Here is a 23,957-nt window from a genome sequence, read left to right as displayed (position 1 = left end):
TTAGTCACCTATAAAAATTCGTAGGGGGCTATTTTTATGCAAAAAACTGTCCGTAAGTATAAGTGTGGAGAAAGCACTGGAAGAAGAACAAAAAAGATTTAGATGCACTAACTCTAGATGAAATGTTTGATAAATTCATGACATTTAAGAAAACTGAGGCATTGCTAGCAAGATTTGACTAAATAATTACTTAAGGCTCCCTATCTTAATAGGAAGCCTGTTTGATATCTTTTAGTAATACAGTCAATATTTAAAATCATTAATTTAAAAAGATTAAAGAGGGAGTTTGTTTAGTAAAACCTATCTTTTATTTTTTGATCAATGAACAAACTTTAGGATGTAGAGTGAAGAAATAAAAAGAACCCTCAGGCTCAAGGGTTCTTTTTAAATTGACAACACGATAATAGATAAAAGAAATAACATCATATGAATAACGGAGTATCTAAACATCCGTTTCGCCCAATGATCCTCGTTTTGTGTAGAGAATCCGCTTATAGATAAAATGATCCATCCGATATTTAATAGTGTCATAAATCCGATGAAAAACATACTAAGAGATTTCATGAAGAATGGTATTGGAATCAAACAGATAAGATAAAATAGAAGGTGGATTTTCGTTTTCTTGATGCCTGATACAACAGGTAACATGGCGAATCCTGCCCGTTTGTAATCATCAAATCTTCGTATGGCGATAGCATAAGTATGGGGCATTTGCCAAATGAATATGATGAGTGCCATCATCATAGGGATAAGTTGAAAACTGCTAGATAACACAGACCAACCGATTAAAGGTGTTACGCATCCTGATACAGCACCAATAATCGTGTTCCATGAGTATTTTTGTTTGCTCCAAAATGTGTACAAGACCACATAAAAAAACCAACCAATGAATGAAAATAGTAACACTTCGGCATTAGTAAAAAGCAATATTAAAAATCCTATTATGCTTGTTGTAACTCCTAATGTTAAAACAAACTTCTTGCTGAACTCGCCAGTAGCACTCGGTCTATTTTTAGTTCGTTCCATTAGTTTATCTAAATCGGTTTCGTACCAATTATTCAACATTAATGCACCAGCAATGACAAAGGCACTTCCTATTAATGTAACAAAGAAAGAGGCAATATGTTCAGCAAGTGGAAGATGATTGATATGAGAAGATAAAAAATATCCTGCCAACACAGGAAGTACATTGATAACAAAGACTTTCCCTTTAATGAGGCCGATTATGTTTTTAAAGAAATTTTTAGGTATTTTAGTTTGCATTTGATTCATAGATGTTCCTCTCTCTTTCTATCCACCAGACTATTCATTTTAACACAAAGATTCTTCGAATGCTTATGGTTTATTTTTGAATTTCTGTACAAACGTTATCAATCAGTACAAAGCTGCACTTGAAGCCGGAGCCTTAGACCCTAATAAGGCTTTACCAGAATTTAATAAAAAACTAAAAGCAGCATGCATTGATAAAATCATCGCTGAAAAGCAAAAGCAATTTGATGAGTGGAAAAAGAATAATTAACTAATAAGAGAGAGAGCTAGTGAGAATTTTAACTAGTTCTCTTTTTTATGGCTACATATTTTGCTCAAAAGTCGAAAAACAACAACAAAAAGAAGCTCTTAGTCCCATACATCATACATAGAGAATCTTCCAGACTAAGCGAATCATCAAAAATTAGATGTAAAAGAGATCGGTAAGTTTTGCGACAATGGATTTGGTGGCAGGATATGGGTTATTCTCTTTGGTAATAACTGTACAAAAAATGAAGAGAATTGGTTGAGTCTTAATATCTTTCTATTAATTTATTACTTATAATAGTTTCAAAGGGAAGCCACCTAGTGTAACTAAATAATAACTATGAATAGGGGTATATAAGAATGGATTTATCGGATATCAGGGAAGTTACGGCTAAAATAAAGAGAAATGTTAATCTTGTCGTCGTCGGTCAAGGGAATACAATTGATTTATTGCTTGTCGCGCTTGTTTCCAATGGACATGTGTTATTGGAGGATGTGCCTGGTACAGGTAAAACATTACTGGCAAAATCTTTAGCGAAATCCGTATCAGGGACCTTTAAACGAATCCAATTCACCCCAGATTTGCTGCCATCAGATATTACAGGAATTTATTTTTTTAGTCAACAAAAGGGCGAATTTGAATTTCGGCCAGGGCCTATTTTTACAAACTTTCTTTTAGCAGATGAAATTAATCGAGCCACACCTAGAACACAATCAAGTTTACTAGAAAGTATGGAAGAGCGTCAGGTAACGATTGACGGACACACCCATCAGTTAACCAATCCATTTTTAGTTATCGCGACACAAAATCCAGTAGAAAGTTTGGGAACCTTTCCGCTGCCTGAAGCACAACTGGACAGATTTTTATTAAAAATCAATATGGGATACCCTTCAAAACAAGAAGGTATGGATATTTTAATGCGATTTAAACAGAACAATCCATTAGAAACGTTAGAATCTGTCGTTAGTGTCGATGATATTGTTGCGATGCAAAACATTTATCATGAGGTAAAGATTAGTCAGGACGTGCTTTCCTACTTAATGGATATTATAGAGGCAACTAGAAATCATGAAAATATTTTGCTTGGGGTCAGTCCGCGTGGAAGTCAAGCGATGTTAAAGGCTATCCAAGTATATGCATTATTACAGGGAAGGACCTATATCATACCGGATGATATTAAGAAAATGGCAAAGCCAGTTTTAGGGCATCGTCTTGTGTTAGCCAAACGAATCGGCGTGAAGCAAGGGGAAGTGGATGCGATCATTGACGATATTTTGGCGAATGTAAAAGTCCCAACTGAGATGGAAAAGGAATTACTTCCAAAATGAATATAGCCTGGGTCATCGTTGTATTTCTCTTTATTTTTCTTGCACAGGGAATGATTAATAAGAAATGGGGTTTGAAAGGAATATCCTACCATCGTTATTTTGAGCAGACCTCCGTTTTTGAAGGTGAAAAGGTGGTAATGGTCTACGAAATCATGAACCGAAAAATACTGCCTGTTGCATGGTTAAGATTAGAAACCATGATCCATTCAAACTTACTAAATGAAGATAGGGTGAAAATGGAAGAACAAGGACCAGTCTATCATTCTACTTTATTTAGTTTACGGCCCTATCAAAAAATAACCCGCAGGCATCACTTTGTCGGAAGAAAAAGAGGCTATTATCCGCTTCAAAATGTGTCTGTTACAGTAGGAGACCCATTGGGATTTAACGAAGTATTTGATTCGATTACCGCAATGACTGCCTTAACGGTTTATCCGAAACTAATACCTATTGAAGAGATTCCTTTGCCCTCTCATAGTTGGCTTGGTGAGATAACCGTGAAACGCTGGATCGTAGAGGATCCCTTTTTATATGCAGGAGTACGTGAATATCAACAAGGTGATCCATTTCATTCTATTAATTGGAAGGCAACAGCACGAACAAATTCTTTTCAAATTAATAAGAAAGATTTTACTGCTGACCATCATTTACTTATTTATGTGAATTTTGATGTAACGGATGATATATGGTTACCGATGGAGAAGCTCGATCTATTCGAAAAGGCCCTGTCTTATGCGGCATCACTGGCAAGCTATACCATCAACCAGGGGGTTGCCACAGGATTTGGCTGTAATGGTTATTATGTTGAACCCTTTGTCAATTCAATTGCACTCGTTAAGCCATCTGTTCGTCTTGGCCCGTCAAGTGATGGGCAACAAGCAGAATTCATTTTGGACACCATTGCGAAGGTGAAGATGGACCGGAGCCGTAATTTTCAAGCGTTTTTACAGGAAGATATTGAGAGCGGACTGACAAATACAGATATCATTATATTTGCCTATCAAATAACGGAAAAAGTAGAGCGGCAAATGGAGAAATTAGAGCAATTAGGCAATGCAGTGCATGTTGTGACATTAGCAGATGAAGCAAGAAAGGCAGATGTGGAAAATGCGGGTTAAAGGAAAGCATTCCATTGCAACTTTAATTTTCGGAATAGTCGAAGGATTAGGTGTATTCCCGGTGTTCCTATTGTTCGCTGCGTTTTGTCTGAACCAGGAAGAGATCCTCCTGTGGTTTTTGGGGTTACTGTTTCTATTCTTTATTACTTTCCTTATTCGTTGTCTTTTAATTAATCATTGGCGCCCGCTTTCCTTCATAAGCGCAGCAGTCATCGTAACGATATATAGTTTCCTATTTTTTGAGTCTATATGGGCAAAAATAATTACACTTTTAATCGGTCTCGTGGTTGCTTTTCGAGGAATTCAACATGCAGAAAAAGATGGGGAACAGCCAGTGCAAAATCAATTCATGTGGGTAGTCTGTTTACCCTTGTATTTTGTGAGCTATATCATATTTGCGTTTAATGAGCATCTCGTTATGTACAAAAATTGGATTAGTACGGCAGGTTTCCTATTTATTACTGTCATGGTCTTCATGACAAATGAACAGCTCTTACATCATGCATCATTTTCTAAAGAAAAACAGAAAAAGGTTGGAAGTGAAGTTAAACGTCTCAACCGGATCTATCTTTTTATTATATTATTAATTATCTTTTTCATCTCTAACTTTCAATCTATCAAATCGGCCTTGTATTTTGTTGTAAAATCTGTTTTAGGACTTATATTTGGTGGGGAAGAATCCAATAAAACTTCGGAAGTTGGAACAAATCAGTCAGTAAGGCCGCCATTGAATATAGGCAAGAACCATACAAACCCGATGCCGGAATGGTTAGATCATCTCCTTTGGATTATTGGTATTATATTTGTCGTTGTTTTTTTTGTCCTGATAGCAGTGTTATTAATAAAAAAATTCAGAAATATGGTTCGACGATTATTTTCTTGGATAATCCACCTATTCACTCGAATTCTAAAAAGCGGTTATCGTAAAGATGTAGTATTGGAGTATGAAGATGAAAAGGTTTCATTATTTGATAGGGAGAAATTTCAAAGGGAAGTAAAAGAAAATGCTCAAGCATTATTCCGAAAACTAACAAAACGCAAACCAAATTTTGAGCAAATGACGATGGAGGAAAAAATTCGTTTCATTTATCGTTTTTTAGCAGGAGAAGTGAAGCAACAAGAAAAATGGCGAGCCTCATTAACCGCTCATGAAGTCTTGAAATTAAATGAGCGAAGCGAAAATTTAAAGCAATATAAAAAATGGTACGACGACATTCGCTATGGAAACATGCTCCTAAATGAATTGGAAATGAAACAGGTTGATGATTTTTGGATACTGTTACGGCAATAATTTTGGTGCGAGAGTTATCCATTACGAAATCTTCTTTTAAACGATCAAAACTTTGATACTATAACAAAAATGGCATGCGTCAATTCGCATGCCATTTCATGTGTCAATTTGCCTTCGTGAACCATTTAAGTGAACCTTTTAGGATAAGCATGTCGTGTTTTTTGTTTAACTTAGTTTTTAAGAGTACTTTCCCAATCAGCAGCAAATTTTTCGATTCCTTGATTAGTTAGTGGATGTTTTGAAATTTGCTCAATGACTGAAAACGGAATCGTTGCAATATGTGCACCTGCCATTGCTACACGAGTTACATGATCCGGGTGACGAACAGATGCTGCAATAATTTGTGTGTCGAAATGATGAATATTGAACAGTTCAGCTACTTTTGCTACTAATTGTACGCCATCTTCGGAAATATCATCTAAGCGTCCTAAAAATGGAGATACATAAGTTGCACCTGCACGAGCCGCTAATAGTGCTTGGTTTACTGTAAAGATCAGTGTGACATTTGTTTTAACGCCTTTATCAGCTAGATAACGGCAAGCCTCTAAACCTTCTAAAGTCATAGGAAGCTTGATTGTAATTTTCTCATCTCCGCCGTTAATTTTAATAAGCTCTTCAGCTTGAGCAATCATTTCGTCAGCTGTAACAGCATCTGGTGTTACTTCAGCGGAAACAGATTCTACCTGTGGAACTGCCTGACAGATTTCTGCAATCCGGTCTTCGAATTTTACACCTTCTTTTGCAACTAGGGAAGGATTGGTTGTCACACCAGATAAAACACCGATTTTATAAGCCTTTTTAATATCTACAAGATTAGCAGTATCAATAAATAATTTCATCGTATATTTCCTCCATTTTATGATTATAGTAGACTTTTAGCCGTACGAACCACATTTTCCGTCGTAAATCCAAATAGCTCCATAACAGCAGCGCCTGTACCTGAAGCACCGAATGTTTCGATGGATAATACTTTGCCCTCTAATCCTACATAGCGCTCCCATCCAAGAGAGATACCCATTTCTAGTGCTACACGCTTTGTTACAGAAGCAGGCAGAATAAGGTCTTTATACTCTTTCGGTTGGCGGTCGAACAATTCCCAGCTTGGCATAGCTACAACACGAACGGATACATTTTCCCTTTCGAGTTCAGCTTTTGCGTTAATGGCTAATGAAACCTCCGAACCTGTAGCGATCAAGATAACCTCTGGCTGGTCATTTGTTTGCGTTAATACGTAAGCTCCCTTTGAAAGGTTGTCTAAATTGGCTTGTGTTTCTTGGAATACAGGCAGGTTTTGACGGCTCAGCACCATCGCAACAGGACCGTCTGTTTGTTTTAATGCATAAGCCCAAGCACTTGCCGTTTCATTTGCATCTGATGGGCGAATGACGGTTAGCCCCGGGATGGCACGAAGAGAAGCTAGCTGCTCAACTGGTTCATGAGTTGGTCCATCCTCACCAACCGCAATCGAATCATGTGTAAATACATAGGTGACCGGAAGCTTTTGCAAGGCTGCCAGACGAATTGACGGTCTCAGATAATCATTGAAAACAAAGAATGTACTAACAAATGGCTTTACCCCGCCATGAAGAGCCAAACCATTTCCAGCCGCTCCCATTGCGTGTTCCCGGACACCAAAATAGATATTCCGTCCTCTAAATGATTCTACCGCGAATGCTGCGTTTTCCTTTATATCTGTCATTGTGGAGTGAGAAAGATCCGCACTTCCTCCAAAAATAGAAGGAACTGATTTGACAAAATGGTTAATAGCTTCTCCGCTGGCTACACGAGTTGAGATTGTTTTACCTGTATCAAATGTCAGGATGTCTTCCGCATTAATTAAAACTTCTCCTGTGATGGCTTGTTGCAGTTCTTTTGCTAATTCAGGATATGTCTCTTGATAAGACTGGAATAATGCATTCCATTGTTGTTCTTGACCCATTCCTCTTTGTTTTAGTTCTTCAAAATGGGCTTTAACTTCTTCCGGTACAAAGAAATCCTCTTCATATTGCCAGCCATATACCTCTTTTGTTGCACGAGCTTCTTCTGCTCCAAGTGGATTTCCATGTGCCTTGTTTGTTCCTGCCACTTTGGGACTTCCATAACCAATTGTGGTTCTAATTTCAATCAAGGTTGGTTGGTTTATATTTTGTTTAGCTAATGTTATAGCTTTTGAGATTTCTGCTACATCATTGCCATCTTCTACTCGTAAATATTGCCAATGAGCTGATTCTGTTCTTTTTTGAATGTCTTCTGAAAAGGAAAGGTTTAATTCACCGTCCAACGAAATATCATTGGAGTCATATAATGCAATTAATTTTCCTAGTTTCATATGGCCAGCCATAGACATGGCCTCATAAGAGACGCCTTCCATTAAATCTCCATCGCCCACTAAAGCATATGTATAATGGTCAATTACAGGGTATCCATCCTGATTGAATTTTGCAGCTAAATGCGCTTCAGCCATCGCCATTCCTACTGCATTTGCAATCCCTTGACCTAGAGGACCAGTTGTCGCTTCGACACCTTCTGTGTGACCAAATTCGGGATGACCAGGTGTTTTGCTATTAAGCTTTCTAAAACTTTTTAAATCTTCTAAAGATACATTGTACCCAGCTAAATGAAGCAAACTATATAACAAGCTAGATCCGTGTCCGGCAGAAAGAATAAAACGATCTCGATTAAACCATTTTGCATTTGCAGAATTATGATTTAGATGATGCGCCCAGAGTGCATAGGCCATTGGAGCGGCCCCCATCGGTAAGCCTGGATGACCAGAATTTGCACTATTGATCGCGTCAATGGATAAGGTGCGAATCGCATTTACAGCTAGTGTTTCAATATTATTATTCATCTTTATTTCCTCCTTTTATTTCGTGTGATTTTTAAATGTAAGGATTAGGCAATCGTTTTCTTGTTTTTGCGTCTTTGTGCTAGTTTTTTCGTATTTGAGAATATTTTATCTCCATAAACAAGAAAAAACAAGAAGAATTTTGCCGGTTTTTTAAAAAAAATTGGTGGATTCAAGAAAAAAATATATAATATAAGAAAAAACATGCAAAAACACGGAGGCTGGTCACTGTTATGCTTAGAAAAGAACGACAAAGCGAAATTTTACAAATACTTGAAAAAGAAGGGAAAGTCGTTGCGAAAGAATTAAGCATAAAATGGGATGTTTCCGAGGACACCATTAGACGAGATTTAAGAGAAATGGATTCATTAGGTCTAATCAAAAGAGTACACGGCGGGGCATTTCCTGTATCTGCGAGCGCTTTAACCTATTCTGAAAGAACGGAAGAAAATATAGATGCAAAAAAAGAGTTAGCCTTAAAAGCGGTGAAGATGATTAAAGATGGACAAGTTCTTTTAATAGATGGAAGTACAACCAATCTATTTCTGGCTCAAGAAATTCCAATGGAGTTTAAAGGGACTGTTATTACGAATAGTCCATCTATTAGTTTGGCATTATCAAAACATCCCAATACAGATATCATCCTTTTGGGTGGAACCTTTTTTAAGGAATCTTTTGTCACTGTCGGATTAGATGTCATTGAAGTGCTTAAAAATATTAGAGTTGATCTCTGTTTTTTAGGAGTGTATTCCTTGCATCCTGACTTTGGTATCAGCATTCCTCATATAGAAGAGTCTCATGTTAAACGTCAGATGATTAAAAGTTCCAATAAAATCGCCACCTTGGTAACAAGAAGTAAGCTTAATACTATTTCCAATTATTTGGTTGGTCCCGTTTCAGAACTTGATTACTTAATTACGGAAGACGGTCCACTAAGTCATAATTTAAACAAGTATATGGAATTCGATATTGAAATCATTTGACTATAGTTTAAGCACCATGCCTAGGAGGGCACGTAGGAATGCATTAAGGTTACTAGAAAAGAAGCTCCGCTATAAACTTAATAAATTATTAAATCGAGAAAAGGGTATGCCTCAATTATTTTAGGCATACCCTTTCTTAATAAGTCCTATCAGGTGATTAATAATTACGGAATCTGGACAATTATTGAATGAATCTTCGATTAGTATTGGGAAAGTTGAGTGATTTAGCTATTTATTAAAATTGTAACTTGTTTTCTATATTGATTAGGAGATACTCCATAAACTCTTTTAAAAATTCTTATAAATTGAGAGAGACATTTTTATATCCGATCGAATGACTTATATCTTCAATCTTTAAACCATAAATCTTCATTTTTTCTCCTTAAATCGGCTGGTTGAATTAAAATGCCAAAGTCAATCAATCCCTTGTCAAGCCGTTCAGTCACATGATCTTCGTTTCCACTGTAAAGGTGATACCGGATATTTGGATAACATAACTGTAAGCCCCGTACTACCCGTGCAATCTGTCTCATTGCGTCTGTTTCCCCACCACCTACATCACCACTTATTGTTTCTTCCATGGAACTAAACTCTCCCTCTAATTTATCAACCATATCAACGATTTCTTCTGCTCTCTTTGATAGGAGCATTCCTTCTTCGGTAAGAATGATGCTGTGACTACTTCGAATGAATAGTTTTTTACCTAACTCGTTCAAGGTCTTTTAATTGTCTTGACAAGGTTGGCTGAGTAACATGCAAAAAATCAGCAGCGTCCGTCATGCTTCCCTCTCTTGCAACAGCAAGGAAATATCTCAACACTCTTAATTCCAATTGAAACTTCTTCTTTATAATATTTTATATGTTTGTGATATGCTCATCAGGCATATCTTGAAATAAGATATAAGTATTAGGATATATACAAAAAACACATTAAAATAAATAACATAGTGAAAAAACAGTAAGAAAGGATGTTATCCAGTATGTCTACTATTCAAGAAAAAGTTGTTATTATAATGGGCGCATCAAGTGGGATTGGTGAAGCTACTACCAAGAAACTTGCGCAAGAAGGGGCAAAACTAGTCATTGCTGCTCGCCGTGAAGACCGTTTGAAAGCTCTTGTTGAATCATTACCAAATACTGAAATTACCTATGCTATTGCAGATGTAACAAATAAAGAAGAAGTTCAAGCAGTTGTTGATTTGGCAGTAAAAAAATATGGTCGTGTAGATGTACTTTACAACAACGCAGGAGTCATGCCAACTGCAGCACTTTCAGAAAAACGTTTTGATGAATGGCGACAAATGTTAGACATCAATATTATGGGTGTTTTAAATGGAATTGCTGCTGTATTACCTGTTATGAAGCAACAACAGTCCGGTCATATTATTGCAACTGATTCCGTAGCTGGACATGTTGTTTATCCAGGATCTGCTGTATACTGTGGGACTAAGTTTGCAGTTAGAGCAATTATGGAGGGATTGCGTCAGGAAGAAAGAGAAAATAATCTTCGTTCCACTATAATTTCACCAGGGGCGGTAACTACTGAACTTTATACAACAATTAATACGCCTAAAGAGCGAGAATGGGTAAAGGATCTTATGAGTAAGGGTGAAGAAGGACTTTCTCTGAAAGCAAGCGATGTCGCAGATGCAATAGCTTATGCGATTAGCACACCTGAAACTGTTGCGGTAAGTGAAATCTTGATTCGTCCAACAAAACAAGTTGTCTAATAAGATACAACTAAGATAGGAGTTGCTTCTTTGTCTAAGCGAAATAATTTACTTATATTTACATTGACCTTAGGGGCTTTCGGCATCATAAATACGGAAATGGGAGTTATAGGGATATTACCCTACATTGCTGATCACTTTCATGTCAGTGTATCAAAAGCTGGATTGCTGGTGAGTCTTTTTGCCCTTGTTGTTGCTGGATCTGGTCCAACAATGCCTTTATTATTTTCGGGGGTAAATCGAAAGAAAGCAATGTTACTTGTACTTGGTATTTTCGTTCTAGGTAACATTGTCTCTATATTTACGTCGAACTTTGCCATCGCAATAATTGCACGTGTGATACCAGCCATATTTCATCCAATCTATTTTTCAGCCGCTTTTACAATGGCGGCTAACTCAGTTCGAAAAGAAGAAGCTCCAAAAGCTGTTTCAAAAGTTTTTATTGGAGTTTCTGCAGGTATGGTACTTGGAGTACCAATCGCAAGTTTTCTTGCCAGCACAATTTCATTTCAAATATCAATGTCATTTTTCGCAATCGTAAACGTTATAGTATTTATTGCTACATTAGTATCTTTCCCTTCTATGCCTGTTAAAGAAAAACTTTCTTACGGAGCTCAATTATCGGTATTAAAAAAACCAATTACTTGGCTTTCCATTGTTGCTGTCCTTTTACTTAATTCGGCTGTATTTGGGGTGTATAGTTATCTTGCTGAGTATCTTAAAACCGTTACGAATATCTCTGGGAAATCAATTAGTTTAATGTTAGTCATTTTCGGGGGGGCAAATATTATTGGAAACATTGTGGCAGGGAAGTTACTTACTAAAGATGCCAACAAAACTGTAGTATCTTTTCCTTTTGCATTGGGAGCCGTTTACATCCTATTATTCCTATTAGGACAATTTACTTTACCTATGGCTATCATTACTTTATGTTGGGGAATATTGGCTGGTATAGGAACCAATATTAATCAATATTGGATTACGTCTGCAGCTCCAAAAGCTCCTGATTTCGCTAATGGATTATTTTTATCATCCGTTAACTTAGGAACAACCATTGGTACAGCTGTAGGTGGATTGTTTATTTCAGATTTAGGTACACAATACGTCGTGTTAGTGGGATTATTATCGTTGGTATTAGGACTGGTATTTATTTTACTAAGAAACTACATGCAGAGTCCTACTAAACAACTTTCTAGATAAGGAATAAATTCAACATTTTTTAAGAACTCCCTGTTCATTGTTGATTTATGTTCCCTGCTCTACTTTCTTTTACTAAATTTCTAGATTGTGGAAAATCTGCTTTAGATCAAGATTAGTAGCCGAAAAATGCAGGATTTAAAATGTCAAAAGATATATAAGTGGAATGGAATAATAATGAGCAATTGGTATAAGGCTTAACGACATGAGGAGCAGAATAGATGAAGAAAATCCTTTCAGTATTTTTTATTTCTGCTGTTATTTTTACTTCTGCAGGATGCAGTAATACTGCAGCAAACAATAGGAGTACATCATCTGACACATCTGATGTTTCTAAAAACTATTCAACCGATGAACATAATATAAGCCAAACAGTTAGCGCTAAGGAGACAACAACAATGAAAAATACGATAGATATCATAGTTGGAAATAAGACATTCACGGCGACTATTGAGGATAACGATACAGCTAAAGCGCTTGTTAAACAGCTTCCGCTAACAGTAGATATGTCTGATCTTAATGGCAATGAAAAATATAATAATTTGGCTGTTAATTTTCGGCAAAATACGTCAACCAGTCCAGGTAGGATCAATGTAGGTGATTTAATGCTCTATGGTAGCAACTGTCTTGTTCTTTTTTATAAGACATTCAATACTTCCTACAGCTATGTAAAGCTCGGACACATTGACAACACCACAGGTCTAACGGAAGCCTTAGGTTCAGGTAGTGTGAAGGTTACATTTTCCTTCAGCGAATAACGCAAGATGTGTCTATAAAAACTCAGTTCATTAATTGAAACGCACCTGTATTATAAGCAGTGCGTTAATTCTATGTAAGAAGTTTTTCTATTTACTTTTGATAATTTTAAATCAACTTTCATAAAGATATTCACTAATTTAATTTTTTTAAAGGCATTATTAGGAATACTGAAATTAAAACTTTGCATAATTTAGCGAAAAACATTTATGTAACCTGGGTCCTGTATAGATAAGAATCCAGGTTACGTTTTTGAAAAACGAATGAATTATTGTAGATTCCTATCTAATAATGCTCCCGTTTGTTCTGCCATAACACGAGCTGGCAAAGGCATTCCATTCTTGAACCACCACTCCACTGCCCCAATGATTGCTGAGCCAAAAAATTGAAGAATAACTACATCATTTAAACCGTTATTTGTTCCTTCTGTTACATTCACTTCATCTTTATACTCTTCGATAACCAAATCCAGAAACCGACTGCGAAAATAAGGGGCACCTTTACTCGCTAACATCGTTGAAAAGAATAAATAATTGCGCTCAAAGTATTCAAACCAGACATAATTTCCTTCTTGGAACGTCATTTCAGATGCGGATTGGCATAGTTCCCGTAGATTTTCTATATGTTCTTCAATCATCTTATCAAGGAGGTCGTATTTATCCGTGTAATGAAGATAAATTGTCCCTCGATTAACATCGGCTCTGTCTGCAATATCCTGAATGGTAATGTCATCAAAACTTTTTTCGGACATCAGTTCAATCACAGCATTTTTTATAGCTACCTGGCTTTTGGCTATTCTTCTATCTACTTTAGTCACACTAATTTCACCAATCTTTCTAAAGATAATCAACAATTTTAATTGATTTGTTGAGTAATCAACGAATTACGCTAATTTAACCATTGAAAGTATGAAGGGCTTTTTTATAATTATAAACAGATGTTGATTAATCAATCAATATTGATTTTGACAGCATCATGTTGCAGCTAACTTTTGTAATAATAAAAGTAAATTAACTTCAAACAGGAGGCTTATTTATGGACCGCATTGAAAAGAGCAAAGAAAAATACAAACAACTATTTGGAAATGGAGTACCAGCCTCATACGCTACCGATCCCGATTTTCAGGATATTCTAAGCCGTTTTATTTTTGGAGAAGTTTTCTATCAAGGTAATCTCGATGACAAGCAACGCGAGCTGATTACCTTGGTAGTGCTTACTACCAACCAGACATTGCCTCAGCTCAAGGCACATGTTGCTGCGGCACTAAACGTTGGGCTCACACCAGTAGAAATTAAAGAGGCAGTTTACCAGTGTGCTCCATATATCGGATTTCCCAAAACATTAAACGCCATCAATGAAGTCAATGAGGTTTTCAAAGCGAAGAATATCGCTTTACCAATAGAAAGCCAAAAGCAGGTTGAAGAAGAAAATCGCTTTGACAAGGGACTGTCCGTACAGGTAGAGATTTTTGGTGAGACAATCACAAAAATGCGTGAGGCTGCTCCAGAAAATCAAAAGCATATGCAGGATTATCTTTCCTCTTTTTGCTTTGGAGACTTTTACACCCGTTCGGGACTTGATTTGAAAACACGGGAGTTGTTGACACTCTGTATTATCAGTACGTTGGGCGGTTGTGAAAGCCAAGTGAAGTCACATGTGCTGGGGAACAAAAATGTAGGCAATGATAAGGAAACATTAATCACCGCCATCACTCACTGCCTCCCATATATGGGCTTTCCGAGAACACTAAACGCATTAACTTGCATTAACGAAATTATTCCTGAAAATTAAGGTAAACGGTAAGGATTAAGTAAACGCTGGAGAGTCAAGCATCTGTGTTTCACTTGAAGAAATTCCTAGTGCAGAAATGTGATTCACAAGAGAACAATGTAAAGGAGACAAGAGTATGTTTAACGAAACTTACAAATTATCAAATGGTGTTGTAATTCCTAAATTAGGTCTTGGTACCTGGCTGCTAGACGATGCACAGGCAGCACAGGCAGTGGTAGAAGCGGTATCTATCGGATATCGTCATATTGATACTGCTCAGGCTTATATGAATGAAACTGGTGTAGGCGAAGGAATCCGTTCCTGCGGTGTCGCAAGGGAAGAACTTTTCATTACGACTAAGGTTGCTGCAGAAGCAAAGACCTATGATGCAGTTATGCAGTCTATTGATGAGTCTTTAGCAAAATTGGGACTGGATTACATCGACCTTCTGATTATCCACAGCCCACAGCCTTGGTCGGAGTTCCGTGAGGAGAACCGTTACTTCGAAGAGAACAAAGAAGTATGGAAATCTTTGGAGAATGCTTATAAGACAGGAAAGGTAAAAGCGATCGGTCTTTCTAATTTCCTTCAGGATGATATAGAGAATATTCTTCAAAACTGTCAGATCAAGCCTATGGTAAATCAGATATTGGCACATGTGAGCAATACTCCTTTGGAACTAATTGAATTCTGCCAAAAGAATGACATCCTAGTAGAGGCATATTCACCAATTGCACACGGTGCAGTTCTCGATCATGCAGAGGTTAACGTAATAGCTGATAAGTATGGAGTATCTGTTGCACAGCTTTGCCTCCGTTATGATATCCAGCTTGGTCTTGTAGTCATTCCTAAGACGGCAAATCCGGATCACATGAGAAACAATGCAGAGCTTGATTTTACTATTCAAGATGCAGATATGGAGACTTTGAAGAATGTAGAGCATATCCAGAATTATGGTGAGCATAGTTTCTTCCCGGTATTTGGCGGGAAATTAAAATAACAGTTGGAGGAATTAAAAATGGCAAAACATGAAGAATTAAAAAGTGGTGTTATTTTCCCAGCAGGCGAAAAAAATCCTTTTTCTCAATTTTTTGTAGGACAAAGTTATCTTAAAGGATTAGTGTCTGACCCTAAAGTTAACGTCGGTGTTGGGAATGTCACTTTTGAACCAGGATGCCGAAATAACTGGCATATCCATCGTGATGGATATCAAATTTTACTAGTAACTGGTGGCGAAGGTTGGTATCAAGAGGAAGGAAAACCTGCTCAATTCTTAAAAGCGGGCGATGTTATTGTCACTCACGATGGTGTTAAACATTGGCATGGCGCTACAAAAGATAGCTGGTTTGTACACATTGCAATCACTGCAGGTAAGCCGGAATGGTTAGAACCTGTCGATGATGAAACCTATAACAGATTGTAATAAATTAACGCATCGAATCAAATGATTCGATGCGTGTTTCTGGCAATTAACTGATGTATGTTTTGGCAGTATGTTTATTAATCTTTATGAATCATTACATAAGGGTAAACCTGTATACACACTAATATTTATTCATATTTTCTAAAGCGATGCTTACTGCACTAACTGGCAGATTACTTTAAAGTCGGAAGGTGCATCCAAGTGGGTAGAGTACTATTGGGGAAAGAGATCGTTTCAGCTTTACCGTTGCATTTAGTACCAACATTTCAGACAGTATTGCAATTTGTGATTTCAATCCTATTTTTAGTGCTGATTTTAATCAGTTTTATGAAGGTAAAGCCAATTCTTGGTGTAATTTTTGCTGTAGGTTTTATCATATCAATGTATTTTGTCTTAATAGTGTCCATAGCCATATAAGACCAAAAATAACAAAAAAGGTAGACTATTCAGCCCTTTTTATTGTTTTTTTAAAAGTCTCCCCTTTTAAAAAAATTTGTGATATACAATATTTTTTGATCAACTTTTTTTAACTCTGACATATAATGAACTCCAAAACCAGGAGTGATTTTTTTTACCCAAAAAGTTTACCTAGTGCAAAAAAATTAGTATTTCCCAATAATGGAGGGGAATGAACATGAGCGAAGAAGTCAAAAGCACTGTGGCAGCGGAAAAAGGTTGGAGAAACAAACGTACACAGCCTACATTACCAGAAGTTTATAGAAGCCTTCGGATTCCAAAATCGGGTTCTTGGATAAAAAAATTCCTTGCCTTCGCAGGTCCAGGATATTTAGTTGCAGTTGGTTATATGGACCCAGGTAACTGGGCAACCGACATTGCAGGGGGATCGTTATTTGGATACACGTTGCTCTCTGTTATCTTGCTGTCAAATTTGATGGCAATTCTCTTGCAAGCACTGTCAGGGAAGTTGGGAATTGTTACAGGAAGGGATTTAGCTCAAGCGTGCCGTGACCATTACAGTAAGCCAGTAGCAATGGGATTATGGATATTGTGTGAGTTGGCCATAGCAGCGTGTGACTTAGCTGAAGTAATTGGCTCCGCAATCGCACTGTATCTTTTGTTTGGAATTCCGTTGATTTATGGTGTTATCATCACGGCTCTAGATGTTTTAGTGGTCTTACTCCTACAAAATAAAGGCTTTCGTTATATTGAAATGTTAGTAATCGTCTTAATTATTACGATTGGAGGGTGTTTTGCAACCGAAATCTTTCTTTCTAAGCCCGATTTTGGAGGGATAGCAAGAGGATTTATTCCAAGCACAGAGATCATTAGTAATCCAACAATGCTATATATTGCTATCGGGATTTTAGGTGCAACCGTTATGCCGCATAACTTATACCTTCACTCCTCCATTGTTCAGACTCGAAAATTTTCACAAACAAGTAAGGGTAAACGTCAGGCAATTAAATATGCAACCTGGGATTCAACTATAGCCCTGTTCTTTGCATTATTTATCAATGCAGCTATCTTAATTGTTTCCTCTGCCACGTTCCACCAGGCAGGAATGACAGATGTTGCGGAAATTAATGACGCATACCGATTATTGACCCCAATCCTTGGAACCACACTAGGAAGCATCTTATTTGGAGTGGCGTTACTGGCTTCTGGTCAAAATTCAACATTAACGGGAACATTGGCAGGCCAAATCGTCATGGAGGGATTTTTAAATATCCGCCTCCCTGCTTGGCTAAGAAGACTAATAACACGATTAATTGCTATTGTCCCTGCTGTTATTGTAACAGCTCTTTATGGAGAAAGTGGAACTGCTCAACTTCTCATTTTGAGCCAAGTAATATTATCCCTACAACTCTCGTTCGCTGTAGTACCTTTAATTAAATTTACCAGCGATAAAAAGAAAATGGGTGAGTTCGTCAACCCATTATGGCTTAAAATTTTGGCTTGGATTGTTGCAATCGTCATTATTAGCTTAAATGTTTATTTACTGTTTCAAACGTTTTTCGGATGACCGATTGATAGGCATAGATAAAAATCTATGCCTATTTTTTATAAAATTATTCATAAGGAAGGATTTTATAGGAAAAGAAAGTAAAATTAATTGACTAACATATTAGCAATCGCTAATATGATTACATAGTATATATTAGTGTTTACTAATACGTTAGGTGAGGTGAAGTAAAAATGGCACTCGATGCATTGGATTTAAAAGTAAAATTCATAAAAGGGTTTGGGGACAAAACCCGTCTACAAATATTAGAATCGATTAAAAGTCAAGAAAAGACAGTTTCTCAAATTGTAGAAGATATAAAAGGAAATCAATCGAATATCTCACAACACTTGGCTTGTTTAAAAGGGTGCGGGATTATTGTTGGACGACAAGAAGGAAAGTTCATGTACTACAGCATTAGGGATGAACAGGTCAAAATGCTACTCCGCATGTTTGATTTGGTTCTAGGAGAAGTGGAAGAACAGGTTGCAGATTGTGATAAAAACGATCAATGCTTATCTAATGAGGGGATGAACTGTAATGGCTGAAAAACAGAAAAAAAGCATTCCCCTAACTCTATTAGAAACTTCAAATCCAAAAGAAAATACATCCTGCTGTTCAGATGGTTCATGCAACCATGAGCAGCCAGGGAAAAAAAGTATCCCTATTACACTCATGAATCCAACAAAATCAATGAAAAAAGATGCTTGTACGGATGCTTGCTGTGCTCCAAATGAGTCAGTTGCTAAGACTTGCTGTTCAGATGATTCATGTAGTCATGAGCAATCAAATAAAAAGAGTATTCCGATTCCTCTTCTGAATTCATCGAAACCGCAGGAAAAAGATGCGTGTACTGACGCTTGCTGTTCAACTATTGAATCTACTTCTAAAAAAAGTATTCCAATTATGTTAATTAATCCAACACCCGCAAAGACCGATTCGTGTTGCCAGGATGATGCCTGTTGCGGAGAGGTTCCAACTGAAAGAACTGAGAGCATTACTCCCCTAACAGGGAAAATCAATGAATTTCGTGTACAGGGAATGGATTGCCCTGCCTGTGCTCGGACGATTGAAAAAAGTTTGGGTAAGGTAAATGGTATCAATCAGGTAAACGTCAATTATAGTACTGGAAAAATGCAAATATCGATTGAAGATGATTCTGTTCTTGAATCGATTCCGAGCCATATGAATAAAATTGGCTTTTCGGTAGAGCCTCTTGTACAGAATGGGAAAGGGCAAACTTTCAAAATTGAGGGAATGGACTGTGGAGCTTGTGCGGTAACACTCGAAAAACATATGAAAAATCTTTCAAATGTTAAAGAGGTCAGTGTCAATTTCTCAACTAGTAAGATGCAAATTACTCATGAGATGGATGTTGAAGAAGTGCTCAAAGAAGTTTCCAAAGTAGGGTATCAAGCTTCTTTAATATCCAATCGAAAAACAAATACACAAACGAATGAACCTAAAAAGGATTCCTTAACTACGATTTCTGGTATTCTGTTGGCACTAGGATTTCTTGGTTCGTTTACTGAATCAGTCTCATCTATCATTACAACGCTATTATTTGCAACAGTAATTGTCATTAGTGGCTACAAACCAGCTAGAAATGCTTTTTATGCTATTAAAAGTGGTTCCCTTGATATGAACGTATTAATGGCTTCAGCTGCCATTGGTGCTGCACTGATTGGGCAGTGGTCCGAAGGGGCAACTGTTGTTTGGCTGTTTGCCTTTGGAACCATGCTTCAGAACAAATCAGTAGATAAAACAAGGAATTCCATTCGAAATTTGATCAATTTAGCCCCTCAAGAAGCATGGGTGAAGCGAAATGAAGAGTTATTCCGAAAACCTGTGGAAGAACTCTCGATTGGAAACATTATTGTTGTAAAGCCAGGTGAAAAAATTCCGTTGGATGGCGAAGTGATTCAAGGATCCTCCACCGTTAATCAAGCACCGATAACTGGAGAATCCATTCCCGTTGATAAAGAAATTGGGGATACGGTTTATGCAGGAACCATCAACGAAAGTGGATCATTAGAAATTAAGGTGACCAAGTTAGTTGAGGATACAGCGATTGCAAGAATTATTCATATGGTCGAAGAAGCACAAGAGAAAAAAGCTCCGACACAAGATTTTGTTGATCGATTTGCACGAATCTATACACCTATTGTTTTTTCATTAGCCATTTTGATTATGGTATTCCCACCATTGTTCGGTTTTGGGGGATGGTTAGATTGGATTTATAAAGGATTGGAACTATTGGTTGTCGCTTGCCCTTGTGCACTTGTTATCTCTACACCCGTTGCAATTGTATCTAGTATAGGAAATGCAGCGAAAAATGGCGTGCTCATTAAAGGTGGTTCGTTCTTAGAAATAGCAGGAGCATTAAAAGCCATTGCTTTTGATAAAACAGGGACTCTAACCGAAGGAAAACCAAAAGTGTCCCAAGTCATCACTTTTGAAGGAACAGAAGAAGAAATGCTTGGCGTTGCAAGAACGATTGAAGAACATTCTAAACATCCTATTGCTTTGGCCATCCGCAATTATGCAATGGATCGAAATATCGAGATAAGAAACGGAGAATCGTTTAAAGCCATTGTTGGTAAAGGGGCACAAGCTACAATTGAAGGCATCGAATTCTTTGCTGGAAATCCAAAATTATTTGAAGAGTTAGGCATGGATCTTAGGAATTATAAAGAACAAGTTCAAACGCTACAAAACGAAGGAAATACTCTTGTAATTGTCGGAACGAAAACAACAATTTTAGGAATAATCGCTGTTTCGGATACCGTTCGTGAAATCACTGTCAAAGCCTTAAAGGAACTTAAAGAGGCTGGCATTGAACAAGTGGTGATGCTGACTGGTGATAATGAAGGAACAGCAAAGAAAATAGCTCAACAAACAGGAGTTGACCGCTATTTTGCCGAATTACTTCCCGAAGATAAAGTAAATGCTGTTAAGCAGCTTCAAGATGAAGGAAAGCTTGTTGCTATGGTTGGAGATGGAATTAACGATGCACCTGCTCTTGCTACAGCTGATCTTGGCATTGCCATGGGTGGTGCTGGAACAGATACAGCCATGGAAACGGCCGATATTGTTTTAATGGCAGATAATCTAGAAAAGTTACCACACACGATGAAATTAAGCCGAAAAGCCATGCAAATCATTAAACAAAACATTTGGTTTTCAATCCTTGTTAAGGTAATTGCCTTAGTGCTGATTTTTCCTGGTTGGCTCACTCTATGGATTGCCGTCATGAGTGACACTGGAGCTGCTTTGCTTGTCATTTTAAATAGTATGAGGTTATTAGCATTAAAAGCCAATAAATAAAGGAGGTGAAAAAACAATGCAAATTACGGACTCAGCAAAAACATTTATCCAAGAAATCATGAAACAACATGACCTCAAAGGAATTCGCCTCTTTATGGCTGGGGTTGGCTGAAGTGGTCCCAAAATGGGATTGGCTCTGGAGGAGCCTTCGGAAAATGATGTAGTAGAAACCATTAATGGAATCCAGGTTGCAATTGAAAAAGATATTCTTGCTAACAGTGAAGCCATTACCCTTGATTATCAGGAAACTGCTTCGGGTTCTGGACTTGTCATGTTAGGAAATGATAATTGCTGTTAAAATATTAGTTTTAATAAATATCCCCATTCTTTTGAATGGGGATATTCCCCAATTTCAAAAGCACAACGAATTTACCTATCGTGCGTACATTGAACTTGAAGCGACTGAAATATTAACTTTGTGAGAGATTGCACTTAAAGTAACTGGGTGCTTTAGCACAATAAGGAATAAAAATATAAAGCCTAGAATATGCAAGTTTTTATGCACTACTTGCGTATTTTGGCTCTTTTTACATTCATAAAAGATACTGCCGTTTATAGCATTTTTTAATTGCCAAATACATCGATGCGTTACCTTTTATAGATACTCAACAATTTTGGTTGATTTGTTGAGTAAACGTTTAAGCATTCCATCAAGAAAATGAAGCTATCAATAATTTATAAAAAAGGTATCATACGCTGTTGCAGATGTAACAAACAATGAGGAAGTTCAAGCTGTTGTAGATTTAGCAATCGAAAAATATGGTCGTGTGGATGTACTTTACAACAACGCTGGAGTTATGCCAATTGCTCCACTTTCAGAAAAACGATTTGATGAATGGAAACAAATGTTAGACATTAATATTATGGGTGTGTTAAATGGTATTGCTGCTGTTTTGCCGGTCATGAAAAAACAGCAATCTGGTCATATTATTGCGACTGACTCCATTGCAGGGCATGTGGTCTATCCTGGTTCTGCTGTATATTGTGGGACAAAATTTGCTGTTCGAGCCATCATGGAGGGATTACGCCAAGAAGAGCGTGAAAACAATATTCGAAGCACCATTATCTCTCCAGGATTAGTAGATACAGAACTTTATACGACGATTAACGAGCCTGAAAATCGTGAACGGGTCAAGAATAATGCTAAAATTGAAGGTTTAGGATTAAAGTCAAGCGATATTGCTGATGCAGTTGCTTATGCAATCAGCACACCGGAATCTGTTGCTGTAAGCGAAATCCTAATTCGTCCCACAAAATCAGTAAAATAAAAGGCGTGAAATAAATGAAAATAAAATTAACTGTTGGTGAAGACGTATATACTGCTATTTTGAATGACAGTAAAGCAGCAAGTGATTTTATAGCACTTCTTCCTCTTAAGTTAACACTTGAAGACTACGCGGGAACGGAAAAGATTAGCGAACTTCCCAAAAGATTGCCTACTGCTGGTTCTCCAGATGGTACCGAAGCTTCTATTGGAGATATTATGTATTATGCTCCTTGGGGAAATATAGCTATATTTTATAGGGATTTTGGTTTTGCAAATGGATTGATTAATTAGGGAAGATTGAATCTGGTATTGAAAAGCTTGCAAGTATGAAAGGTAATTTTAAAGTTACAATTGATAATATCAATTAAAAAAGTAGGTTAAAATAATGGATTAATCTGCCCCACTGATAGTCTTGAATAATAAGCATTTTATGTTTAACGACAGCAAAAGATAAGAAAAGAGAGCGTGATTAACGTTGCAGGGGTATAAAATCATTAAAGAAGCTTAAAACAAACTTAATAAATATAGCCCTATCCGATAATGAGTGGACAGGGTTAGCCTTAACACTACTTTCTACTGTACTGATTAGGAGAAAAACCAGTAATTTTTTTAAAGGCTTTATAGAAGGTTGAATAATCTCCAAATCCAACAGCATGAGCTGCGTCAAGTGCTGTATTTCCGGACATAAGTAGCTCCATTGCCCTCATAATTCTCTTATACGTTATATACTCAAAAACAGTAAAACCTGTATTCATTTTAAATATATGACACAAGTAATATTTGTTTACGAAAAACTCTTGTTCTAGCAAATCGAGTGTAATTTTTTCATTTAAGTTTTTATTGATGAAATCTAAAATGGTGACTATTTTTTTATCATATTTATAACTATTCACAACGGGATTATTATATTTTGAAAAGATTTTATTTATGGTCATAAGCATTTGTATAAAAAATGTTTTAATCAGAATTGGGCTTTCCGGAGTGTTTTCCAGGGAAGCCTTTTCAATATTACCCCAAAGTTCATCTATTCCATCTTCAAGGACATTTTTTGCTAGTATTCGATTAAAATAACCCAACTTCCTTTTTTCTAAATATGAAAGCATGTTATATCCATCAGTTTGATAAGAAGAAATATACTCAGGTTTAAAATGTATATACTTTCTTTCATAGCAGGCCTTTGAGTTAAACATAATTCTATGAAGCTCTCGGGAGTTCGTTATAATCAAATCGTTTGGACAAAGCTTGTAAGCCTGACCTTCAATATAATAGGTAAGATCTCCAGAAATAAAGTAAAACAATTCATAGCCGTCATGTATGTGAGTTGCCACATCAATGGGGGATTCCGTTACCACATGGTTCATAAAGAAATTATTACCTATGTATTGTAGGATTTGTTTGTCCATGACATCCACCTCTTAACAATATTTTATTTAGTATATT

The 23,957-nt window shown here is 36.9% G+C and carries 23 protein-coding genes and 2 pseudogenes; 18 read left to right on the top strand and 7 right to left on the bottom strand.

Annotated features, from left to right (window positions below; translation table 11 throughout):
• Positions 1 to 384 precede the first annotated feature (384 nt).
• Positions 385 to 1,272 (bottom strand): heme o synthase, encoded by an 888-nt coding sequence (gene cyoE / locus ACZ9EE_RS06565; protein ID WP_476025856.1) that lies wholly within the window; start codon positions 1,270 to 1,272, stop codon positions 385 to 387.
• A gap of 76 nt (positions 1,273 to 1,348) precedes the next feature.
• Between cyoE and ACZ9EE_RS06560 the strand changes: the two genes are divergently transcribed.
• The 4 genes from ACZ9EE_RS06560 (at position 1,349) to ACZ9EE_RS06545 (ending at position 5,253) form a co-directional block, all read left to right on the top strand.
• On the top strand, positions 1,349 to 1,519 hold the full coding sequence (locus ACZ9EE_RS06560) for a DUF3502 domain-containing protein (RefSeq protein ID WP_476025855.1): 171 nt from the start codon (positions 1,349 to 1,351) through the stop codon (positions 1,517 to 1,519).
• 356 nt (positions 1,520 to 1,875) lie between these two features.
• Positions 1,876 to 2,844, top strand: a complete 969-nt coding sequence (locus ACZ9EE_RS06555) for an AAA family ATPase (RefSeq protein WP_476025854.1) — start codon at positions 1,876 to 1,878, stop codon at positions 2,842 to 2,844.
• Positions 2,841 to 3,962, top strand: a complete 1,122-nt coding sequence (locus ACZ9EE_RS06550) for a DUF58 domain-containing protein (RefSeq protein WP_476025853.1) — start codon at positions 2,841 to 2,843, stop codon at positions 3,960 to 3,962. The genes ACZ9EE_RS06555 and ACZ9EE_RS06550 overlap by 4 nt, the downstream gene beginning before the upstream one ends.
• Complete coding sequence (locus ACZ9EE_RS06545) at positions 3,925 to 5,253, top strand: hypothetical protein (protein ID WP_476025852.1); 1,329 nt, start codon at positions 3,925 to 3,927, stop codon at positions 5,251 to 5,253. The genes ACZ9EE_RS06550 and ACZ9EE_RS06545 overlap by 38 nt, the downstream gene beginning before the upstream one ends.
• A gap of 170 nt (positions 5,254 to 5,423) precedes the next feature.
• On the opposite strand, the gene fsa is transcribed toward ACZ9EE_RS06545, so the two are convergent.
• Positions 5,424 to 6,092 carry a fructose-6-phosphate aldolase gene (fsa, locus tag ACZ9EE_RS06540; protein ID WP_476025851.1) on the bottom strand — a complete coding sequence of 223 codons (669 nt, stop codon included), beginning with the start codon at positions 6,090 to 6,092 and terminating at the stop codon, positions 5,424 to 5,426.
• A gap of 23 nt (positions 6,093 to 6,115) precedes the next feature.
• Complete coding sequence (tkt, locus tag ACZ9EE_RS06535; protein WP_476025850.1) at positions 6,116 to 8,104, bottom strand: transketolase; 1,989 nt, start codon at positions 8,102 to 8,104, stop codon at positions 6,116 to 6,118.
• Between the two features lie 230 nt (positions 8,105 to 8,334).
• On the opposite strand from tkt, the gene ACZ9EE_RS06530 reads away from it, so the two are divergent.
• Positions 8,335 to 9,084: a DeoR/GlpR family DNA-binding transcription regulator gene (locus ACZ9EE_RS06530; RefSeq protein WP_476025849.1), complete on the top strand. Its 750-nt coding sequence runs from the start codon at positions 8,335 to 8,337 to the stop codon at positions 9,082 to 9,084.
• A 224-nt stretch (positions 9,085 to 9,308) separates the two neighbouring features.
• Here the strand turns inward: ACZ9EE_RS06530 and ACZ9EE_RS06525 are convergent.
• Both ACZ9EE_RS06525 and ACZ9EE_RS06520 read right to left on the bottom strand, forming a co-directional pair.
• Positions 9,309 to 9,392, bottom strand: a pseudogene (locus tag ACZ9EE_RS06525) (AraC family transcriptional regulator); the annotation flags it as partial.
• A gap of 51 nt (positions 9,393 to 9,443) precedes the next feature.
• Positions 9,444 to 9,915: pseudogene (locus tag ACZ9EE_RS06520) on the bottom strand (LysR family transcriptional regulator); the annotation flags it as partial.
• Positions 9,916 to 10,064: 149 nt separating this feature from the next.
• On the opposite strand from ACZ9EE_RS06520, the gene ACZ9EE_RS06515 reads away from it, so the two are divergent.
• From ACZ9EE_RS06515 to ACZ9EE_RS06505, 3 genes are all read left to right on the top strand, one after another.
• Entirely contained in the window at positions 10,065 to 10,814 is a 750-nt protein-coding gene (locus tag ACZ9EE_RS06515; protein ID WP_476025848.1) for an SDR family oxidoreductase, read from the top strand.
• 30 nt (positions 10,815 to 10,844) lie between these two features.
• Entirely contained in the window at positions 10,845 to 12,014 is a 1,170-nt protein-coding gene (locus tag ACZ9EE_RS06510; RefSeq protein ID WP_476025847.1) for an MFS transporter, read from the top strand.
• Positions 12,015 to 12,232: 218 nt separating this feature from the next.
• Positions 12,233 to 12,769 carry a cyclophilin-like fold protein gene (locus ACZ9EE_RS06505; RefSeq protein ID WP_476025846.1) on the top strand — a complete coding sequence of 179 codons (537 nt, stop codon included), beginning with the start codon at positions 12,233 to 12,235 and terminating at the stop codon, positions 12,767 to 12,769.
• Positions 12,770 to 13,035: 266 nt separating this feature from the next.
• On the opposite strand, the gene ACZ9EE_RS06500 is transcribed toward ACZ9EE_RS06505, so the two are convergent.
• Complete coding sequence (locus ACZ9EE_RS06500; protein WP_476025845.1) at positions 13,036 to 13,584, bottom strand: TetR/AcrR family transcriptional regulator; 549 nt, start codon at positions 13,582 to 13,584, stop codon at positions 13,036 to 13,038.
• 218 nt (positions 13,585 to 13,802) lie between these two features.
• Here ACZ9EE_RS06500 and ACZ9EE_RS06495 point away from each other — a divergent pair, with 218 nt between their 5' ends.
• From ACZ9EE_RS06495 to ACZ9EE_RS06450, 10 genes are all read left to right on the top strand, one after another.
• Positions 13,803 to 14,558: a carboxymuconolactone decarboxylase family protein gene (locus ACZ9EE_RS06495; protein ID WP_476025844.1), complete on the top strand. Its 756-nt coding sequence runs from the start codon at positions 13,803 to 13,805 to the stop codon at positions 14,556 to 14,558.
• 115 nt (positions 14,559 to 14,673) lie between these two features.
• Positions 14,674 to 15,537 (top strand): aldo/keto reductase, encoded by an 864-nt coding sequence (locus ACZ9EE_RS06490; protein WP_476025843.1) that lies wholly within the window; start codon positions 14,674 to 14,676, stop codon positions 15,535 to 15,537.
• 18 nt (positions 15,538 to 15,555) lie between these two features.
• Positions 15,556 to 15,960, top strand: a complete 405-nt coding sequence (locus ACZ9EE_RS06485; protein ID WP_476025842.1) for a cupin domain-containing protein — start codon at positions 15,556 to 15,558, stop codon at positions 15,958 to 15,960.
• Between the two features lie 201 nt (positions 15,961 to 16,161).
• Positions 16,162 to 16,377 (top strand): hypothetical protein, encoded by a 216-nt coding sequence (locus ACZ9EE_RS06480; protein WP_476025841.1) that lies wholly within the window; start codon positions 16,162 to 16,164, stop codon positions 16,375 to 16,377.
• Positions 16,378 to 16,594: 217 nt separating this feature from the next.
• A complete protein-coding gene (locus tag ACZ9EE_RS06475) occupies positions 16,595 to 17,944 on the top strand; it encodes an Nramp family divalent metal transporter (protein ID WP_476025840.1) in 1,350 nt (449 codons plus the stop codon).
• Positions 17,945 to 18,117: 173 nt separating this feature from the next.
• On the top strand, positions 18,118 to 18,471 hold the full coding sequence (locus ACZ9EE_RS06470) for an ArsR/SmtB family transcription factor (protein ID WP_476025839.1): 354 nt from the start codon (positions 18,118 to 18,120) through the stop codon (positions 18,469 to 18,471).
• Positions 18,464 to 21,250, top strand: a complete 2,787-nt coding sequence (locus ACZ9EE_RS06465) for a heavy metal translocating P-type ATPase (protein WP_476025838.1) — start codon at positions 18,464 to 18,466, stop codon at positions 21,248 to 21,250. The genes ACZ9EE_RS06470 and ACZ9EE_RS06465 overlap by 8 nt, the downstream gene beginning before the upstream one ends.
• Before the next feature lie 16 nt (positions 21,251 to 21,266).
• Positions 21,267 to 21,548: an iron-sulfur cluster biosynthesis family protein gene (locus ACZ9EE_RS06460; protein ID WP_476025837.1), complete on the top strand. Its 282-nt coding sequence runs from the start codon at positions 21,267 to 21,269 to the stop codon at positions 21,546 to 21,548.
• 379 nt (positions 21,549 to 21,927) lie between these two features.
• The gene (locus ACZ9EE_RS06455; RefSeq protein WP_476032878.1) at positions 21,928 to 22,518 is read left to right on the top strand and encodes an SDR family oxidoreductase; all 591 of its coding nucleotides are present in this window, start codon (positions 21,928 to 21,930) and stop codon (positions 22,516 to 22,518) included.
• Positions 22,519 to 22,532: 14 nt separating this feature from the next.
• A complete protein-coding gene (locus tag ACZ9EE_RS06450) occupies positions 22,533 to 22,808 on the top strand; it encodes a cyclophilin-like fold protein (RefSeq protein WP_476025836.1) in 276 nt (91 codons plus the stop codon).
• Positions 22,809 to 23,083: 275 nt separating this feature from the next.
• Here the strand turns inward: ACZ9EE_RS06450 and ACZ9EE_RS06445 are convergent, their stop codons facing one another.
• Entirely contained in the window at positions 23,084 to 23,920 is an 837-nt protein-coding gene (locus ACZ9EE_RS06445) for a helix-turn-helix domain-containing protein (protein ID WP_476025835.1), read from the bottom strand.
• Positions 23,921 to 23,957: the final 37 nt, after the last annotated feature.

It is taken from the genome of Bacillus sp. URHA0034 (assembly GCF_056280405.1).
This window is presented reverse-complemented; position numbering and strand designations above follow the sequence as displayed.

Bases quoted from the DNA above. Each gene is read 5' to 3' on its own strand.
- ACZ9EE_RS06545 (WP_476025852.1), top strand. From the start codon at position 3,925: ATGAAGCAAGAAAGGCAGATGTGGAAAATGCGGGTTAAAGGAAAGCAT.
- ACZ9EE_RS06505 (WP_476025846.1), top strand. From the start codon at position 12,233: ATGAAGAAAATCCTTTCAGTATTTTTTATTTCTGCTGTTATTTTTACT.
- ACZ9EE_RS06465 (WP_476025838.1), top strand. From the start codon at position 18,464: ATGGCTGAAAAACAGAAAAAAAGCATTCCCCTAACTCTATTAGAAACT.
- ACZ9EE_RS06485 (WP_476025842.1), top strand. From the start codon at position 15,556: ATGGCAAAACATGAAGAATTAAAAAGTGGTGTTATTTTCCCAGCAGGC.
- ACZ9EE_RS06515 (WP_476025848.1), top strand. From the start codon at position 10,065: ATGTCTACTATTCAAGAAAAAGTTGTTATTATAATGGGCGCATCAAGT.
- fsa (WP_476025851.1), bottom strand. From the start codon at position 6,092: ATGAAATTATTTATTGATACTGCTAATCTTGTAGATATTAAAAAGGCT.
- ACZ9EE_RS06495 (WP_476025844.1), top strand. From the start codon at position 13,803: ATGGACCGCATTGAAAAGAGCAAAGAAAAATACAAACAACTATTTGGA.
- cyoE (WP_476025856.1), bottom strand. From the start codon at position 1,272: ATGAATCAAATGCAAACTAAAATACCTAAAAATTTCTTTAAAAACATA.
- ACZ9EE_RS06445 (WP_476025835.1), bottom strand. From the start codon at position 23,920: ATGGACAAACAAATCCTACAATACATAGGTAATAATTTCTTTATGAAC.
- ACZ9EE_RS06450 (WP_476025836.1), top strand. From the start codon at position 22,533: ATGAAAATAAAATTAACTGTTGGTGAAGACGTATATACTGCTATTTTG.
- ACZ9EE_RS06550 (WP_476025853.1), top strand. From the start codon at position 2,841: ATGAATATAGCCTGGGTCATCGTTGTATTTCTCTTTATTTTTCTTGCA.
- ACZ9EE_RS06490 (WP_476025843.1), top strand. From the start codon at position 14,674: ATGTTTAACGAAACTTACAAATTATCAAATGGTGTTGTAATTCCTAAA.
- ACZ9EE_RS06475 (WP_476025840.1), top strand. From the start codon at position 16,595: ATGAGCGAAGAAGTCAAAAGCACTGTGGCAGCGGAAAAAGGTTGGAGA.
- ACZ9EE_RS06470 (WP_476025839.1), top strand. From the start codon at position 18,118: ATGGCACTCGATGCATTGGATTTAAAAGTAAAATTCATAAAAGGGTTT.
- tkt (WP_476025850.1), bottom strand. From the start codon at position 8,104: ATGAATAATAATATTGAAACACTAGCTGTAAATGCGATTCGCACCTTA.
- ACZ9EE_RS06555 (WP_476025854.1), top strand. From the start codon at position 1,876: ATGGATTTATCGGATATCAGGGAAGTTACGGCTAAAATAAAGAGAAAT.
- ACZ9EE_RS06530 (WP_476025849.1), top strand. From the start codon at position 8,335: ATGCTTAGAAAAGAACGACAAAGCGAAATTTTACAAATACTTGAAAAA.